Consider the following 16,625-nt stretch of genomic DNA (forward strand, 5'->3'; position numbering starts at 1 on the left):
CAGGGCATGACGACTCCGATCTGGCAAGGCGTCTTCCACTCCGCCGGAAAGGATGGGCAGCCCACCGGAATCGGATGAATTCAGTAACCCATTCCGGTGGGACCCGGGCAATATCCTCGTCCGCGGCTCACCCGAATGGCGCAGCGCGCGCCGCGCCGCCCCGCCGTCCCGGCGCCCCGCCCCGCCGTCCCGGCGCCCCGCCCCGCCGTCCCGGACCCGGACCCGGACGGACTCCCCGGTCAGGCGAACCAGCCCTGCGGACGCGGACGCGTATTGCGCCAGATGTGCTTGGCCTCCCGGTACTCCGCGAGCCCGCTGGGCCCCAACTCCCGCCCGGTCCCGGACTGTTTGAACCCGCCCCACTCCGCCTGCGGGAGACAGGGGTGGTAGTCGTTGATCCAGACGGTGCCCAGCCGCAGCCGCGAGGCCACCCGCTGTGCCCGTTCCTCGTCGCCGGACCATACGGCCCCGGCGAGCCCGTACACGGTGTCGTTGGCCAGCCGCACCGCCTCGTCCTCACCGGCGAAACGTTCCACCGTGAGCACCGGCCCGAAGGACTCGTCGGCCAGCACCGACATCCCGCTGTGGCAGCGGTCGAGGACGGTCGGCAGGAAGTAGTAGCCGTCGGCCAGGGCCGGATCGTCGGGGCGGGCGCCACCGCAGCGCAGCCGGGCGCCCTCCGCGAGCCCGGCCGCCACATACGCCTCGACCTTGGCCCGGTGCGCGGCCGAGATCAGCGGGCCGGTCTGGGCCCGCTCGTCGAACGGCCCGCCGAGCCGGATCCCGCGGGCCCGGCGCACGACCTCCTCGACGAAGTCGTCGTGCACCGGGTCCTCCACCAGCAGCCGGGCCCCGGCCGAGCAGACCTGCCCGGAGTGGAGGAAGACCGCGGTGAGCGCGTAGTCCACGGCCGTGTCGAAGTCCGCGTCGGCGAAGACCACATTCGGGTTCTTGCCGCCCAGCTCCAGCGAGGTCCGCTTGACCGTGCCCGCGGCCGCGGCCATGATCCGGCGTCCGGTCCGCAGGCCACCGGTGAAGGACACCATGTCCACATCGGGGTTGTCGGTGAGCGGGGCCCCGGCCTCGGCGCCCGGACCGAGCACCAGATTGGCCACCCCGTCCGGCAGTCCGGCCTCCGCCAGCAGCCGCATCAGGGCGATCGCGGTGCTGGGGGTAAGCTCACTGGGTTTCAGAACGAAGGTGTTGCCCGCGGCGAGCGCGGGCGCCACCTTCCACGCGGTCTGCAGCAGCGGATAGTTCCACGGGGTGATCAGCGCGCAGACCCCGACCGGTTCATAGACCACCCGGCTGACGGCGTGCTCGCTGCCGGTGTCCACGACCCGGTCCGCCTCGGTGCGCACCAGCTGACCGTAGTAGCGGAAGCAGGCCACCACACCGTCGATGTCGACGTCGCTCTCGGCCAGGCGCTTCCCGGTGTCCAGGGACTCGGCGCGGGCGAGCGCGGTCTTGTCGCGCTCGACCAGGGCGGCGACGCGCAGCAGCAGATCACCGCGCGCCCCGGCCGGGGTACGGGGCCAGGGCCCCTGGTCGAATGCCTGCCGGGCGGCGGCCACCGCCTCGGCCGCGTCCTTGCCGCCGCCCTCGTCGACGACCGCCACCAGCGATCCGTCGGCCGGGCAGCGGATCTCCCGGGTGCGCTCGTCGATCGCGCCGGTCCACTGGCCACCGATGAAGAGGTCCGTCACGGGCATTCCTCCGCTTCCGGGGTCGGGACATGGTCGGTCACCCATCGGTGGAAGGCGCCGATGTGGTGTTCGCTGGGGACGAGCACCCCGCCGTCGCGGTAGGCGCGGGAGCCCATGGCGGGCTGGGTGCGCTCACAGGCGTCGAAGTCCTGGGTGTTGACCCGGTGGAACAGCTCCACCGACTTCGACAGATCCCGATCGGACGCCACCACTTCGGGTGCGTAGAGCCAATCGCATTCGACCAGCGTGCGATCGGGAGCGAGCGGGAACATCCGGTGCATGATCACGTGGTCGGGGACCAGATTGAGGAAGACCTGCGGCCGTACCGTGATCGCGTAGTAGCGGCGGTCCTGCTCGTCGGCGATCCCCGCGAAGCGGTCGAACCCCTCGCTGCCGTCCACCGTGAACCCCCGGGCCTCCTCGGCGAACTCGGCGCCGTGTCCGACGAAGTACTGCGCCGCCAGCCCGTCGGCGAACTCCGGGAGCACCTCGGTCAGTTCGGGGTGGATCGTCGCGCAGTGGTAGCACTCCATGAAGTTCTCGACGATCAGTTTCCAGTTGGCCTTGACGTCGTAGGAGATCCGGCGGCCCAGCGCCAGCCCCGCCACGCCGTAGCGCTCCACGGAGTCCGTGTCGCCGAGCCGCTCGGCCACCTCCCCGATCACCGTCTCCTCGAACGACGGTGGATCCTCGGCCAGGCAGACCCAGACATAGCCGAGCCATTCGCGAAGCCGTACCGGCACCAGCCCGCGCTCGACCCGGTCGACATCGGGCATCTTCGATAGGTTGGGGGCGGCGGTGAGCCGGCCGTCCAAGTCGTAGGTCCAGGCGTGGTACGGGCACTGCAGCGAGCGCCGCACCGTACCGGACTCCTCGGTGCACAGCCGGGCGCCGCGGTGGCGGCAGATATTGAGGAACGCCCGCGCCTCACCCCGCCGGTTGCGGGTGATCAGCACGCTCTCCCGGCCGACCTGCACGGTGCGGAAGGCACCCGGCCGGTCCAGGTCGGCCCCGCGCACCGCGCAGAACCACATGGCCTCGAACAGGTGCTCCTGCTCCCGGCGGAAGACCCCGGGAGCGGTGTACCAGTGGCCGGGGAGAGTGGCGAGCAGACTGGGGGGCGTGATGGCGGGGGACTCGGGAGCCACAGTCATGGGTTCTCCTCAGGCGGTCGCGGCGATCGGCCGGCGGGGGTCGAAGAGCTCGATGGGGTGGGCGGGTGTCACCGGTGAGCGCCAAGGGGGCCGCCAAGCGGTCGCTTCCCGCTCCCGCGGCGCTCGGTGTCAGCGGCGGATGCGCTCCATGCGCGGGTCGAAGAGGGGCTCGGCGGCGACGGTCGCGGGCACCTTCTCGCCGAAGTACTCGATGTGGACGGCGGTGCCGGGCACCGCGGCCGCGGCGGGCAGCCAGGCGTAGGCGACGGTACGGCCGATGGTGTAGCCGTAAGACGCGCTGGTCACATAGCCCGCCGGGACGCCATCGGCGTACACCGGCTCCTTGCCCATGACGACCGCGGCCGGGTCGTCCAGGGTGAGACAGGTCAGCCGGCGCGCCGCCGTCGCCTCGGAGCGGCTTTCGAGCGCCGCGCGCCCGACGAAGTCGCCCTTGTCCATCCGGACGGCGAAGCCGACCCCGGCCTCGTAGGGATCGTGCTCGGTGGTCATGTCATGGCCCCAGGCGCGATAGCCCTTCTCCAGCCGCAGGCTGTTGAAGGCCGAGCGCCCGGCGGCGATCACCCCGTGGCGCTGTCCGGCCTCCCACAGGGTGTCCCACAGCCGCAGTCCCATGTCGGCGGTGGTGTACAGCTCCCAGCCGAGCTCGCCGACGTAGCTCAGCCGCATCGCGGTCACCGGGACATGGCCGATACAGGTCTGCCTGGCCTTGAAGTAGCCGAACGCCTCGTGCGAGAAGTCGTCGCGGGTCAGCGGCTGGACCAGCTCCCGGGCGAGCGGGCCCCAGACGCCGACGCAGCAGGTGCCCGGGGTGACGTCGCTGACATGGACGTCATCGGGCGCGTGGCGGAGCAGCCAGTCCATGTCCAGCCCGCCATTGGCGCCCACCTGGAAGTGGTGCTCGGAGAGCCGGGCGACGGTGAGGTCGCTGCGGATGCCCCCGGCCTCGTCCAGCAGCAGGGTGTAGGTGACCGCGCCGGGCTTCTTCGCCAGCTGATTGGTGGTCATGCGCTGGAGGAACTCCAGCGCCCCGGGCCCGGTGACCGCCAGCCGCTTGAGCGGGGTCATGTCGTACAGCGCGACCCGCTCCCGGGTGGCCCTGGCCTCGGCGGCGGCGATGGGCGACCAGTAGCGGGCCGACCAGGCGTCGCGCGGGGGCAGCTCGACGGACTCGGCGAGCGGGGCGTTCGCCTCGTACCAGTGCGGCCGCTCCCAGCCCGCCGCCTCCAGGAAGTACCCGCCCAGCTCCCGCTGCCGGACGTGGAAGGGGCTGACCCGCAGCGGACGGGGCTGCTCCACCGGCTGGAGCGGATGGATGACGTCGTAGACCTCGACGAAGTTCTGCTGACCCCGCTCGGTGACGTAGGCGGGGGAGCGCTGGGCGTCCTCGAAGCGGTACAGATCGCATTCATGGACGTCCATGCCCGGCCGCCCGTCCGTCATCCACTCGGCCACGGCCCGGGCGACGCCCGCTGAGTGGGTCACCCACACCGCCTCGGCCAGCCAGAAGCCGCGCACCTCGCGGGACTCGCCGATCAACGGCATACCGTCGGGGGTGAAGGAGAAGACGCCGTTGAAGCCCTCCTCGACCCGGCTCGCGCCGAGCGCGGGGAGCAACTGGACGCTGTCCTCCCAGCTGGGGGCGAAGTCCTCCGGGGTGAACGGCAGCGAGGACGGCATCACCGGGGCGTCGTCGTACGCGGGCAGCCGCGCCGGGTCCACGGGGAGCGGGCGGTGGGCGTAGCTGCCGATGCCGATGCGGTCGGTGTGCTCGCGGTAGTACAGGTCGCGGTCCTGGAACCGCAGGATCGGCTTGCTCGCCTCCGTACGGGGGTCGTTCACCCCCGCGAGCTCGGGCAGCGGCCCGGTCTTGGCGTACTGGTGGGCCAGCGGCTGCAGCGGGACGGGGACCCCCGCCATGTCGCCGATCAGCGGGCCCCAGAAGCCGGCGGCGGAGACCACGATGTCGGCGGGGAAGGTGCCCCGGTCGGTGACGACGGCGGTCACCCGGCCGCCCTCCCGCTCGATGGCGGTCACGGTGTGCCGGTCCAGGAACCGGGCACCGTGCGCGGTGGCCCGCTCCATCTGGGCGCGGGAGGCGAGCAGCGCCCGGGCCAGCCCGTCGTCCGGGGTGTGGAGGCCGCCGAGGATCCGCTCCGGGTCCAGCATCGGCCACATCTCGGCGCACCGGGCCGGGCCGAGCAGCTCGGCCCGTACGCCCCAGGAGGCCGCGAGACCGGCCTTGCGGTGCAGATCGGCCCAGCGCTCCTCGCTGGTGGCGATCTCCAGGCCGCCCAGCGGGTTGAAGCAGGGCAGCCCGTCGACCTCGAGGGAGGAGAACTTCTCCACGGTGTACCGGGCGAGGTCGGTCAGGGTCTTGGAGGGGCTGGTCTGGAAGACCAGGCCGGGAGCGTGCGAGGTCGAGCCGCCGGGGGCGAGCAGCGGTCCCTGCTCCAGGACGGTGACGTCCCGCCAGCCACGGGCGGTCAGCTCATCGGCGAGGGAGCAGCCGACGATCCCGGCCCCGACGATCACGACTCGGGCATCCACGGTATTCACAGGACCACCACCGACCGCAGCACCTCGCCGCGCTGCATCTTCGCGAACGCGGTCTCGACCTCGTCCAGCGTGATCGTCTCGCTGACGAACGCCTCCAGATCCAGCTTGCGGCTGAGGTGGAGGTCGACCAGGACCGGGAAGTCCCGGCTGGGAAGGCAGTCGCCGTACCAGGACGACTTGAGCGCACCGCCCCGCGAGAACAGATCGATCAGCGGCAGATCGATGCGCATCTCCGGGTCCGGCACCCCGACCTGCACCAGCACCCCGGCCAGATCGCGCATATAGAAGCCCTGGGTGTAGGTCTCGGGGCGGCCCACCGCGTCGATGACCACATTCGCGCCGAAGCCCCCGGTCAGCTCGCGCACCGCCTCGACCGGGTCCGTGCCACGGGAGTTGACGGTGTCGGTGGCGCCGAAGCGGGTCGCCGCGTCCAGCTTGGCGTCGTCGATGTCCACGGCGATCACCCGGCGGGCCCCGGACAGCGAGGCCCCGGCGATCGCCGCGTTGCCGACGCCGCCGCAGCCGATGACCGCGACCGTGTCGCCGTTGGACACCCCGCCGGTGTGCACGGCCGCGCCGTACCCGGCCATCACCCCGCAGCCGATCAGGCCCGCCGCCTCGGGGCGTGCCGAGGGGTCGATCTTCACCGCCTGCCCGGCCGCGACCAGCGTCTTCTCGGCGAACGCGCCGATGCCCAGCGCCGGGCTGAGCGGGGTGCCGTCGGTCAGGGTCATCGGCTGGGCGGCATTGCGGCTGTCGAAGCAGTACCAGGGGCGGCCCCGGCGGCAGGAGCGGCAGCCGCCGCACGGCGCCCGCCAGGCCAGGACCACATAGTCGCCGGGGGCGAGTGCGGTGACGCCGGGACCTACGGCCTCGACCATTCCGGCCGCCTCATGCCCGAGCAGATACGGGAATTCGTCACCGATCGCGCCGTCCCGGTAGTGCAGGTCGGTGTGGCACACCCCGCACGCCTGCACTCCCACCAGCACCTCACCGGGGCCGGGCTCGGGCACGAGAACGGGCACCACTTCCACCGGGGCGCCCTTTTTGACCGCGACGACGGCGCGGGCTTCTTGCGGCATGGCTCACTCCTCTGTTCTCCTGCGATCACAGGGACCGGTGCACGGGAGCTGGCATGACTGCCTCGAAGGAGGATGAGACCGAGGCCGTTCAACGGCCGTCGGTTACCCCCCAGTTGCGTATAGCGCGGCGTGTTGCGCGATGGGAGACATCCTGAAAGTCGCCGCCCCGTGCGGTCAAGGGGTGCGCGTAAACCGTCTGTGAACCGGCGCTGACGGGAAAATCGGCGTAGCTCGCACGCCTCACGGAATGCCTGGGCACAGACGCGACGAGGGGGCCGGAGTCGTCCGGCCCCCTCGTCGGGTGGGTGGGGTGGTGGGTTGGCTCAGCCGGGGAAGCCCATCCGCCGGGACAGCTCCTCGGCGGTCTTCACGGCGTACTCGGCCAGATCGGGCAACCGGCTCTGCGCCATCCGGTACGCCGGTCCCGAGACGCCGATCGCCCCCATGACCGCGCCGTCGTGGCCGCGCACCGGCGCCGCCACCGCGTTCAGCCCGATCTCCAGCTCCTCGCAGGAGTAGGCGAACCCGCGCTCGGCCGCCGTCTCCAGCTGCTGCCGCAGCTCGGCGGAGGTGGTGATGGTGTGCTCGGTGAACCGCGGCAGCTTCCGCGTCACCAGCCGCTCCCGGCGCTCGCCCGACAGATGCGCGAGCAGCACCTTGCCGCTCGCGGTCGCGTGCAGCGCGGTGCGCCGCCCCAGCCAGTTGAAGGCGGTCACCGCGGCGGCGCCGCGCGCCTGCATGATGTTGACCGCCGCGTCCCCGTCCAGGACGGCGATATTGGCCGTCTCGCCGGTCTCGTCGGCCAGCGCCCGGCACACCGGGGCGCCCTCCTGCGAGATGTCCAGGCGGATGGCGGCGGCGCCCGCGAGTCTGAGCACCCCGGCGCCCAGGTAGTACTTCCCCCGGTCCCGCTCCTGCCCGACGAGTCCGCGGTTCTCGAGTACGCCGAGCAGCCGGAAGGCGGTCGACTTGTGGACCCCCAGCTCGTCGGCGATCTCGGTCACTCCGGCCTCGCCGAGTCTGGCAAGGATCTCCAGGACGCTGACCGCCCTGTCCACCGACTGCACTGCCCCGGCGGCCCCCCGCTTCTCCTCGGCCCGATCCTCGGTCGTGTTCGTCATGGTTCTGATCTCACCATCCGACGGCTCTGCGTGGGGCCCCTGGGGGCGGGGAACTCTTGACGGCTGCCTTCCCGATCTGGATTCTGTTGCGCATCGCGCTTTTCAGTGCACTATCCACAACGCATGATACCGATCAACGTGAGGGGGGCCAATGATTCCCGTCTGCCGTATCGAGGACCTGCCGGAGGGTGAGTCGGTGCGTATCGAGGCCGGCGATGCCACCGCGCCGATCGCGGTGTTCCACACCGACGGTGCGTTCTACGCCATCGATGACACTTGCAGCCACCAGGACGCCTCCCTCTCCGACGGGTGGCTGGAAGGCTGCTACGTGGAATGCCCGCTGCACGCCGCGCTGTTCGATCTGCGATCCGGCGAGCCGACCTGTCTGCCCGCCCGTAAGCCCGTACGGACCCACGCTGTCACGGTCGTGGACGGAATGCTGTATGTCCACCCCGCGGTGCAGACCGTTCCCGGCCAGCCCGTGCACGCGGCGCCCGAAGAAGCCGTGGCATGACGGCGGTCAGGACGGTCACCGTGGTCGGGGCCTCGCTCGCGGGTCTGCACGCGGCGCGGGGCCTGCGCTCCCAGGGGTACGACGGGCGGTTGGTCGTCGTCGGCGAGGAGCACCACCGCCCCTACGACCGCCCGCCGCTGTCCAAGGAGTTCCTGACCGGGGACGGCGACCCGGGCGAGGGTCTGGGACCCCTGGCCCTCACCGACCTCGAGGAGGAGGCCGAGCTGAACGCCGAGTGGCTGCTCGGCGTCCGGGCCGAGGCGCTGGACACCGCGGCCGGGGAGATCCGTCTCACCGGCGGCCGCGCCCTGCGCACCGACGGCGTCGTCATCGCCACCGGCGCCACGCCCAGGACGCTGCCCCTCCCGCCGCTGGACGGAGTGCACACCCTGCGCACCCTCGACGACGCGCTCCGGCTCCGCGCCGAGCTGCGCGCGGGCGCCGAGCGGGCGGTGGTGATCGGCGCGGGCTTCATCGGCGCCGAGGTGGCCTCCTCCTGCGCCGCTCTCGGGCTCGACGTCACCGTCGTGGAGGCCGCGCCGCTGCCGCTGGTGCCCCAACTGGGCGAGGAGATGGCCCGGGTGTGCGCCGGGCTGCACGCGCGGGGCGGGGTCACGCTGCTGTGCGGCACCGGTGTGGCCGGTCTGCGCGGAGCCGGCCGGGTAACCGGTGTGGAGCTCTCCGACGGGCGGGTGCTGCCCGCCGATGTGGTGGTCGTCGGCGTCGGGGTGCGTCCGGTCACCGGGTGGCTGGAAGGCTCCGGTCTGGCCCTGGACGACGGGGTGCGGTGCGACGAGGGCTGTGTCACCGCGCTGCCCAATGTCGTGGCCGTCGGGGACGTGGCCCGGCTGGACCGGCCGGGCACCGCCCGCACCGTCAGGGCCGAGCACTGGACCAGCGGCATGCTCCAGGGCGACGTGGCCGCCCGCAATCTGCTCGCCGGGTCCACCGTCGAACGCTTCGACGCGCTCCCCTACTTCTGGTCCGACCAGTACGGCGCGCGCATCCAGTACGCCGGGCGGCGCGAATCCGGGGACGCGGTCCGGATCCTCGAGGGGGACCCGGCCGACGGCGGCGGCTTCCTCGCCGTCTACGAACGTGACGGGATTCCCACCGCCGCCCTCGGCGTGGACCGGCCCCGGCCCTTCATGCGGCTGCGCCGCGAGCTGGCCCGCGCTCCGCAGCCGGCCGGGAGGTGACCGTCGGGTCCGCCTCACGGGCCCGTTCCCGGCGGCGCAGGCGGCGCATCTCGCGGGCCGTGCTGCTGGGCCGGGACACCACTCCGTAGCGCTGGCGCCAGACCTGCCGGGTCACCCACACGTCCAGCACCCCCCAGGTCGCCACCACCGTGCTCGCCACCGTGGCGAGCACGACGGGGAAGGCGGACCACGAGCCCGCCAGGGTGCACAGCAGGGCCACCATCACCTCCACCAGGGTCACGGCGATGATGATGACCGCCCGCACCGCCGCCGTGCGGACGGGATCGGGCAGCCGCCGCCCGCGCGCCGGCTCCTCGGTCCACAACGGCCGGACCCCGTACGCCGGGATGTCGCGATCCTTGTCCATCGCGTCCATGACGCTCCCACCCCTTTCCGTGCTCTGCCCCGGTGCGGCCGAGTCAGATAGCGGGACTTGGGTCGTATGCCCCCCTAGTGTGCCCCGTTGGATCACGAATGGCACCGACCACGGGTTCCCCTGAGGAGGGGAAAACAAGCCAAGCGCGGCCGAATGGCCGCATGCGGGGTCCGGGGGAGGGGCGCCGAGCGGCGGGGGGTAAGTCGGGGAATCGCCCGACAACTCCCGATCACGGACTGTAAGGGACTCCCTGCATCAAGTGGACATGCCTTCGAACTGTCCAACCGGCAGTAGTAGGCTCGCGCCCGCTCGATGTCGGAACTCGGAACCCCGCCCCTGGAATTCGGGGTTGACGTTAGGGAGGCCATGCGCTTTCGCGGTAAGTCCATCCGCAGGAAGATCGTGGCGCTGTTGCTGGTGCCGCTCGTGTCACTGACGGCGATATGGGCGTTCGCCACGGTGATCACCGGTCGCGAGGCAATGCAACTGCTGGACGCGTCCGACATCATCGACAAGGCGGGCCAGCCGGCCGAGGACGCGGTGCACGCCGTCCAGAAGGAGCGCCGGCAGACGCTCATCCTGCTGGCCGATCCGCGCCAGTCGGACGCCCTGCCCGTGCTCCACTCCCTGCAGCGCAAGACCGACCAGGCGATCGACATGCTGCGGGCCGCCGAGTCGGACGGCGATGTGCACGGCAAGATGAACGACGACTCCGAGGAACAGCTCGACAACATCCTCAAGGCCGCGGACGGACTGGACAGTCTGCGCCGCAAGGTCGAGGACGACGGCATCTCCTCGACCCAGGCGTATGAGTATTACAACAAGCTCGTCGACCTCTGCTACACCTTCCGCAGCTCCCTCCACGCGGTGCCCGACACCGACCTCGACAAACAGGGCCGCGCGCTGGTCGCCATGATCCGCGCCCGGGAGGCGCTCTCCCGCGAGGACGCGCTGTACGTCTCGGCGCTGACGGCGCGCAAGATGACGCTGGCGGACCTTCAGGCGATGTCCGACCTCATCGCCGAGCGCACCCTGCTCTACGAGATCAACCTCCCGATCCTCCCCGACTCCGAGCAGAAGGTCTTCGCCGACTACCGGCGCACCAACGCCGCCCCCGCCGCCCTGCGGGTGGCCGAGGGCAAGATCCTCTCCTCGATGGACCCCGCCACGGCCATCAAATCGCTGGACCAGGAGCACTGGGAGGCCGCGGCCCAGCCCGTCCTCAACGACTACGACCGGCTGGGCGACGAGGCCACCGACCGGCTCCAGAAGCGCATCGACCCGGTGGCCAGCAGCGTGATGCTCAAGGCGGGCATCGCCGGCATCCTCGGCCTGGTCGCCCTCATCGTCTCCGTCTTCGTCTCGTTCCGGATCGGCCGCAGCCTGGTCCGCGATCTGTCCCGGCTGCGCAGGGACGCCCAGGAGGTCGCCAGCGTCCGGCTGCCGAGCGTGATGCGCCGCCTCGGCGCGGGCGAGCAGATCGACGTGGAGACCGAGGCGCCCCGGCTGGACTACGGCCCCGATGAGATGGGCCAGGTCGGCCAGGCCCTCAACACCCTCCAGCGGGCCGCCGTCGAGGCCGCCGTCAAACAGGCCGAACTCCGCCAGGGCGTCTCCGAGGTCTTCGTCAACCTCGCCCGCCGCAGCCAGGTGCTGCTGCACCGTCAGCTCACCCTCCTGGACACCATGGAGCGGCGCACCGAGGACACCGACGAGTTGTCCGACCTGTTCCGCCTGGACCACATGACCACCCGTATGCGGCGGCACGCCGAGGGGCTGGTCATCCTCTCCGGCGCGGCCCCCTCCCGGCAGTGGCGCAAGCCGATCCAGCTGATGGACGTCGTGCGCGCCGCCGTCGCCGAGGTGGAGGACTACGAGCGGATCGAGATCCGCCGGCTGCCCCGGATCGCGGTCGTCGGCCCGGCCGTCGGCGACCTCACCCACCTCGTCGCCGAACTCCTGGAGAACGCCACCGTCTTCTCGCCGCCGCACACCGCCGTCCAGGTGCACGGCGAGCGGGTCGCCAAGGGCTTCACCCTGGAGATCCACGACCGCGGTCTCGGCATGACGCCCGACGCGCTGCTGGAGGCCAACCTCCGGCTGGCCGAGACCCCCGAGTTCGAGCTGTCCGACACCGACCGGCTCGGGCTGTTCGTGGTCAGCCGGCTCGCCCAGCGGCAGGGGGTGCGGGTCTCGCTCCAGCCCTCCCCGTACGGCGGCACCACGGCCATCGTGCTCATCCCCTCCAGCCTCCTCACCGACGACGGCGCCCGGGGGGACACCGACGACCGCGACACCGGCGGCCGTCACACCGACACCGCGCGGCGCGGAGTGGGCGACGTCCGGCTCGGGCCCGCCGACGAGGCCGAGTCGGCCTCCCAGCTCGCCTCGCTGACCGCGTCCCTGACGCACGAGTCCCACCACGACGACGCCGACGAGGACGACGAAGTGGGCGGCATCTTCCGCGCCCGTGGCCTCAAGACACGCCAGTCCGCGCGCACCGGACCCGTTCCGTCCACCGTGGAGCAGCATCAGCAGGCTCCGGACGGCCCGCAACCCGAACCGGGCGGCGGCCCCGCGCCGCTGCCCCGCCGTGTCCCGCCGGTCCTGGTCGCCGACCACGGCCGGCCGGTCGAGGACACGTCCGGCGGACGGCAGAGCCGTATCCAGGGCCCGGGGCAGCCGTCCTGGGCCGAGCGCTCCGAGCGCCAGGGCCAGGACCAGGCCCAGGGCCGTGACCAGGGCCCGCGGCGCACGGGGCCGGAGCGGCGGGGACCGGAGCAGAGTCCGGTGCCCACCCAGCGGGCGGCCTCCGGCCTCCCCAAGCGGGTTCGGCAGGCGAGCCTGGCCCCGCAGCTGAAGAACGACCCCGCACCCCCGACCGACGACCGAACCCCTGCCGAGAACGATCCCGAGCGCGAAGCCGAGCAGGCGAGGGCCACCATGGCCTCGCTCCAACGGGGTTGGCAGCGCGGTCGGCGGCAGTCGGCCACCGGATCCGGAGGCGCGGACGTAAGTCCGGGAACGACACAAGAGGGGGACGGTCGATGACCGCATCGAACGCCGCAGCGCCCAACGGATCGCCCAACGCGTCGGGCGAGCTGAACTGGCTGCTGGACGAACTGGTCGGAAGAGTGGGCAGCATCCGCAAGGCGCTGGTGCTGTCCGGGGACGGGCTCCTCACGGGCGGCTCACGCGATCTGTCCCGGGAGGACGGTGAACACCTGGCCGCCGTGGCCTCGGGCTTCCACAGCCTCGCCAAGGGCGTCGGCCGCCACTTCGACGTCGGCCGGGTGCGGCAGACCATCGTCGAGCTCGACGACGCCTTCCTGTTCGTGACCGCGGCCGGCGACGGCAGCTGTCTCGCCGTCCTGGCCGACGCCGACTCCGATGTGGGCCAGATCGCGTACGAGATGACGCTGCTGGTCAAGCGGGTGGGCGTGCATCTGGGCTCGGCCCCGCGCTCCACCGGGTGACGGAGGCCGGGGGAAATGAGCGGAGACCCGGAGCGGGCCGCCCGGTGGTTCGACGACGCGGCGGGACCGGTGGTCAGGCCCTATGCGATGACGCGGGGACGCACCCGCAGCGCCGCCGAGGAGAAGCTGGATCTGATCGCTGTCGTCGTCGCCGACGGCGCGACCCACCGGACCGTCGCCGACCAGACGCTGTCCCCGGAACACATCGACATCGTCGAACTGAGCCGGGACAGCCCGCAGTCCGTCGCCGAACTGGCGGCCGAGCTCGACCTTCCGATCGGCGTGATCCGTGTGCTCATCGGCGATCTGCTCCACGCCGCACTCGTCCGAGTGTCCCGGCCCGTACCTCCGGCGGAACTGCCGGACGAGAGGATTCTGCGCGAGGTGATCAATGGGCTACGGGCACTCTGAGCTGGGCCGCCCTCATATCGTCGAACCGGTCACGCTGAAGATACTGGTGGCCGGCGGCTTCGGGGTGGGCAAGACGACCCTGGTGGGCGCGGTCAGTGAGATCAGACCGCTGCGCACCGAGGAGATCCTCACCGAGGCGGGCCGGCCGGTCGACGACATCGCGGGGGTGGAGTCCAAGACGACCACCACCGTCGCCATGGACTTCGGGCGCATCACGCTCCGCGAGGACCTGGTGCTCTATCTCTTCGGCACACCGGGCCAGGACCGGTTCTGGTTCCTGTGGGACGAGCTGGCCACCGGCGCGCTGGGCGCGGTGGTGCTGGCCGACACCCGCCGGCTCGAGGACTGCTTCGCCGCCATCGACTACTTCGAGCGGCGGGACATCGCCTTCACCGTGGCGGTCAACTGCTTCGAGGGGGCCGACCGCTATCCGGAGGACTCGGTGCGGGACGCCCTGGACCTCGACCCGGGCACCCCGGTCGTCCTGTGCGACGCCCGGGAGCGCGAGTCGGCCAAGCATGTGCTGATCTCGGTGGTGGAGCACGCGATGCTGGCTTCCGCGCGGGGCTGAACGGCACGGCCCGCACCCCGCCATCCGGGGTACGGGCCGCCGTTCGCGTCGGCCGTACAAGGCCGCCGTTCGCCGGTGCCGGGTGCGGCTCAGGAGCCCTCGGCCCGCTGCCCCTCCCGGTGCCAGCCGAAGCTGCGCTCCACCGCCATGCGCCAGTTGCCGTACTCGCGCGCCCGCTCCTCCTCGGTCATCCGCGGGGTCCACTCGGCATCCCGCTTCCAGTGCGCCCGCAGCTCGTCCAGGTCCTGCCAGGCGCCGGTGGCGAGCCCGGCCGCGTACGCCGCGCCCAGACAGGTGGTCTCGGCGACCACCGGACGGATCACCGGGACGCCCAGCACATCGGCCTGATGCTGCATCAGCAGGTCGTTGGCGGTCATACCGCCGTCGACCTTGAGCGTGCTGATCCGCACCCCGGAGTCCTGGTACATCGCGTCGACCACCTCGCGCGTCTGCCAGCTGGTGGCCTCCAGGACGGCACGGGCCAGATGCGCCTTGGTGACATAGCGGGTGAGGCCGGTGATCACACCGCGGGCGTCCGAGCGCCAGTAGGGGGCGAACAGCCCCGAGAAGGCCGGGACGATGTACGCCCCGCCGTTGTCGTCCACGCTCGCCGCGAGCGGTTCGATCTCGTCGGCGGAGCGGATGATGCCCAGCTGGTCACGGAACCACTGCACCAGCGCGCCGGTGATCGCGATCGATCCCTCCAGGCAGTAGACGGGCCGCTCGCCGCCGAGCCGGTAGCCCATCGTGGTCAGCAGTCCGCTCTTGGAGGGCACCGGGCGTTCGCCGGTGTTCAGCAGCAGGAAGCTGCCGGTGCCATAGGTGTTCTTGGCCTCGCCGACGCCGTAGCAGGTCTGGCCGAAGACGGCGGCCTGCTGATCGCCGAGCGCGGAGGCCACCGGCACCCCGGCCAGCTGCCCGACCGCCGTGCCGTACACCTCGGCGGAGGAGCGGATCTCCGGCAGCATCGCCTCCGGGAGGCCCATCGTGGAGAGGATCGAGGTGTCCCACTGGAGGGTCCGCAGATCCATCAGCAGGGTGCGTCCGGCGTTGGTCACATCGGTGACGTGCACCCCGCCGTCGGTGCCGCCGGTGAGGTTCCAGATCAGCCAGGAGTCGATGGTGCCGAAGGCGATCTCGCCCATCTCGGCGCGGCGGCGCAGCCCCGGCACATGGTCCAGCAGCCAGGCGGCCTTGGGCCCGGAGAAGTAGCTGGCCAGCGGCAGCCCGGTGGTGTCCCGGAAGCGGTCCTGCCCCACCTCGCCGCCGAGTTCCTCGCACAGGCCGGAGGTGCGGGTGTCCTGCCAGACGATCGCGTTGTGCACCGGTTTGCCGGTACGGCGGTCCCACAGGACCGTCGTCTCGCGCTGGTTGGTGATGCCCAGCGCGGTCAGCTCGTCGGCCCGCAGCCCCGCCTTGGCCAGCGCACCGGCCACCACGGCCTGCACCTTGGACCAGATCTCGGTGGCGTCGTGCTCCACCCAGCCGGGCTTGGGGAAGATCTGGCGGTGCTCGCGCTGGTCGACGGCGACGATCGCGCCGTTCCGGTCGAAGATGATGCAGCGGCTGGAAGTGGTGCCCTGGTCGATCGCGGCGACGTACGTGTCCGTCGGATGCGGCATGGCGTCTCCTTCGGTCAGAAGGCTGCGTTGAAGACGAGCCCCGCCAGCACGGCCCCGATCAGCGGGCCCACCACCGGTATCCAGGCGTAACCCCAGTCCGAGGTGCCCTTGTTGGGGATGGGCAGCAGGGCGTGGGCGAGGCGCGGCCCGAGGTCGCGCGCCGGGTTGATGGCGTAGCCGGTGGGCCCGCCCAGGGAGAGGCCGATGCCGACCACCAGGAAGGCGACGAGCAGGACGGAGATGCCCGAGCCGAGGACCACGGTACCGCCGGCCTCGGTGACCGGGCCGATTCCGATGCCGTCGACCTGGCCGAACGCGAGCAGCGGCAGCACCAGCGCGGCCGTCGCGATGATCTCGGTCACGAGGTTGGCCACCGGGTTCCGGATCTCCGGGACGGTGGAGAAGACCCCGAGCGTGGGCAGGGCGGTCTTCTCATCGGCGTTGGCGGCGAACTGCGCGTAGTACAGCGCCCAGGTCAGCACCGCGCCGATCACGGCGCCCACCAGCTGACCGAGGATGTAGAGCGGCACCTTGTCCCAGTCTCCGGTGTCCACGGCGACGCCCACGGTCACCGCCGGGTTGAGATGGGCGCCGGACAGCGGGGCCGCGGTGTACGCGCCGGCCATGACGCCGAAGCCCCAGCCGAAGGCGACCACGATCCACCCGGCCGACTTGGCCTTGGAGTGGTTCAGCGTGACGGCGGCGCACACACCGGCGCCGAAGAGAATCAGTATCGCGGTGCCGATGACCTCACCGGTGAAGATGTCCCCATTGCTCATGGCGGCTCCTAGGACCTCGCCCGGGGCGGTCGGCCCC

Annotated in this window: 14 protein-coding genes; 6 read left to right on the forward strand and 8 right to left on the reverse strand. The window is 71.8% G+C overall.

Features of this window, described 5'->3' with window-relative positions:
• Positions 1-239: 239 nt before the first annotated feature.
• The 5 genes from ACMTAK_RS45440 to ACMTAK_RS45460 all read right to left on the reverse strand — a co-directional run bounded on the left by ACMTAK_RS45440 (position 240) and on the right by ACMTAK_RS45460 (position 7,640).
• Positions 240-1,706: an aldehyde dehydrogenase family protein gene (locus tag ACMTAK_RS45440; RefSeq protein ID WP_413811567.1), complete on the reverse strand. Its 1,467-nt coding sequence runs from the start codon at positions 1,704-1,706 to the stop codon at positions 240-242.
• The gene (locus ACMTAK_RS45445; protein ID WP_413811568.1) at positions 1,703-2,860 is read right to left on the reverse strand and encodes an aromatic ring-hydroxylating oxygenase subunit alpha; all 1,158 of its coding nucleotides are present in this window, start codon (positions 2,858-2,860) and stop codon (positions 1,703-1,705) included. Before ACMTAK_RS45445 ends, ACMTAK_RS45440 begins: the two co-directional genes overlap by 4 nt.
• Positions 2,861-2,989: 129 nt before the next feature.
• Entirely contained in the window at positions 2,990-5,428 is a 2,439-nt protein-coding gene (locus ACMTAK_RS45450) for a GcvT family protein (protein ID WP_413811569.1), read from the reverse strand.
• A gap of 5 nt (positions 5,429-5,433) precedes the next feature.
• Entirely contained in the window at positions 5,434-6,519 is a 1,086-nt protein-coding gene (locus tag ACMTAK_RS45455; protein ID WP_413811570.1) for an S-(hydroxymethyl)mycothiol dehydrogenase, read from the reverse strand.
• A gap of 323 nt (positions 6,520-6,842) precedes the next feature.
• On the reverse strand, positions 6,843-7,640 hold the full coding sequence (locus ACMTAK_RS45460; RefSeq protein ID WP_138912448.1) for an IclR family transcriptional regulator: 798 nt from the start codon (positions 7,638-7,640) through the stop codon (positions 6,843-6,845).
• Positions 7,641-7,791: 151 nt separating this feature from the next.
• On the opposite strand from ACMTAK_RS45460, the gene ACMTAK_RS45465 reads away from it, so the two are divergent.
• Positions 7,792-8,154 (forward strand): bifunctional 3-phenylpropionate/cinnamic acid dioxygenase ferredoxin subunit, encoded by a 363-nt coding sequence (locus ACMTAK_RS45465; protein WP_044579289.1) that lies wholly within the window; start codon positions 7,792-7,794, stop codon positions 8,152-8,154.
• Positions 8,151-9,353: an NAD(P)/FAD-dependent oxidoreductase gene (locus ACMTAK_RS45470; RefSeq protein WP_413811571.1), complete on the forward strand. Its 1,203-nt coding sequence runs from the start codon at positions 8,151-8,153 to the stop codon at positions 9,351-9,353. The genes ACMTAK_RS45465 and ACMTAK_RS45470 overlap by 4 nt, the downstream gene beginning before the upstream one ends.
• Here ACMTAK_RS45470 and ACMTAK_RS45475 read toward each other — a convergent pair.
• On the reverse strand, positions 9,301-9,729 hold the full coding sequence (locus tag ACMTAK_RS45475) for a hypothetical protein (protein WP_413811572.1): 429 nt from the start codon (positions 9,727-9,729) through the stop codon (positions 9,301-9,303). The two genes, ACMTAK_RS45470 and ACMTAK_RS45475, sit on opposite strands and share 53 nt — an antisense overlap.
• Before the next feature lie 366 nt (positions 9,730-10,095).
• On the opposite strand from ACMTAK_RS45475, the gene ACMTAK_RS45480 reads away from it, so the two are divergent.
• The 4 genes from ACMTAK_RS45480 to ACMTAK_RS45495 are packed head-to-tail and all read left to right on the forward strand — an operon-like array spanning position 10,096 to position 14,187.
• On the forward strand, positions 10,096-12,780 hold the full coding sequence (locus tag ACMTAK_RS45480; protein WP_413811573.1) for a nitrate- and nitrite sensing domain-containing protein: 2,685 nt from the start codon (positions 10,096-10,098) through the stop codon (positions 12,778-12,780).
• Positions 12,777-13,205, forward strand: coding sequence for a roadblock/LC7 domain-containing protein (locus ACMTAK_RS45485; protein WP_020873578.1), 429 nt, complete (start codon positions 12,777-12,779; stop codon positions 13,203-13,205). Before ACMTAK_RS45480 ends, ACMTAK_RS45485 begins: the two co-directional genes overlap by 4 nt.
• Positions 13,206-13,220: 15 nt before the next feature.
• Positions 13,221-13,616, forward strand: a complete 396-nt coding sequence (locus ACMTAK_RS45490; RefSeq protein WP_413811574.1) for a DUF742 domain-containing protein — start codon at positions 13,221-13,223, stop codon at positions 13,614-13,616.
• On the forward strand, positions 13,597-14,187 hold the full coding sequence (locus tag ACMTAK_RS45495; protein WP_413811575.1) for a GTP-binding protein: 591 nt from the start codon (positions 13,597-13,599) through the stop codon (positions 14,185-14,187). Before ACMTAK_RS45490 ends, ACMTAK_RS45495 begins: the two co-directional genes overlap by 20 nt.
• A gap of 89 nt (positions 14,188-14,276) precedes the next feature.
• Here ACMTAK_RS45495 and glpK read toward each other — a convergent pair whose 3' ends face one another.
• The gene (glpK, locus tag ACMTAK_RS45500; RefSeq protein ID WP_413811576.1) at positions 14,277-15,809 is read right to left on the reverse strand and encodes a glycerol kinase GlpK; all 1,533 of its coding nucleotides are present in this window, start codon (positions 15,807-15,809) and stop codon (positions 14,277-14,279) included.
• 14 nt (positions 15,810-15,823) lie between these two features.
• A complete protein-coding gene (locus tag ACMTAK_RS45505; protein ID WP_413811577.1) occupies positions 15,824-16,588 on the reverse strand; it encodes an MIP/aquaporin family protein in 765 nt (254 codons plus the stop codon).
• Between the last annotated feature and the right edge of the window lie 37 nt (positions 16,589-16,625).

Source organism: Streptomyces lacaronensis, from assembly GCF_047337785.1.
In the GTDB taxonomy this organism is placed as follows: Bacteria; Actinomycetota; Actinomycetes; order Streptomycetales; family Streptomycetaceae; genus Streptomyces; species Streptomyces lycopersici.

What these genes read in the sequence shown, in the direction of transcription:
- ACMTAK_RS45455 (WP_413811570.1), bottom strand. Translation starts at nt 6,519, where the DNA reads ATGCCGCAAGAAGCCCGCGCCGTCGTCGCGGTCAAAAAGGGCGCCCCG.
- ACMTAK_RS45475 (WP_413811572.1), bottom strand. Translation starts at nt 9,729, where the DNA reads ATGGACGCGATGGACAAGGATCGCGACATCCCGGCGTACGGGGTCCGG.
- ACMTAK_RS45470 (WP_413811571.1), top strand. Translation starts at nt 8,151, where the DNA reads ATGACGGCGGTCAGGACGGTCACCGTGGTCGGGGCCTCGCTCGCGGGT.
- ACMTAK_RS45505 (WP_413811577.1), bottom strand. Translation starts at nt 16,588, where the DNA reads ATGAGCAATGGGGACATCTTCACCGGTGAGGTCATCGGCACCGCGATA.
- ACMTAK_RS45480 (WP_413811573.1), top strand. Translation starts at nt 10,096, where the DNA reads ATGCGCTTTCGCGGTAAGTCCATCCGCAGGAAGATCGTGGCGCTGTTG.
- glpK (WP_413811576.1), bottom strand. Translation starts at nt 15,809, where the DNA reads ATGCCGCATCCGACGGACACGTACGTCGCCGCGATCGACCAGGGCACC.
- ACMTAK_RS45490 (WP_413811574.1), top strand. Translation starts at nt 13,221, where the DNA reads ATGAGCGGAGACCCGGAGCGGGCCGCCCGGTGGTTCGACGACGCGGCG.
- ACMTAK_RS45495 (WP_413811575.1), top strand. Translation starts at nt 13,597, where the DNA reads ATGGGCTACGGGCACTCTGAGCTGGGCCGCCCTCATATCGTCGAACCG.
- ACMTAK_RS45445 (WP_413811568.1), bottom strand. Translation starts at nt 2,860, where the DNA reads ATGACTGTGGCTCCCGAGTCCCCCGCCATCACGCCCCCCAGTCTGCTC.
- ACMTAK_RS45485 (WP_020873578.1), top strand. Translation starts at nt 12,777, where the DNA reads ATGACCGCATCGAACGCCGCAGCGCCCAACGGATCGCCCAACGCGTCG.
- ACMTAK_RS45460 (WP_138912448.1), bottom strand. Translation starts at nt 7,640, where the DNA reads ATGACGAACACGACCGAGGATCGGGCCGAGGAGAAGCGGGGGGCCGCC.
- ACMTAK_RS45465 (WP_044579289.1), top strand. Translation starts at nt 7,792, where the DNA reads ATGATTCCCGTCTGCCGTATCGAGGACCTGCCGGAGGGTGAGTCGGTG.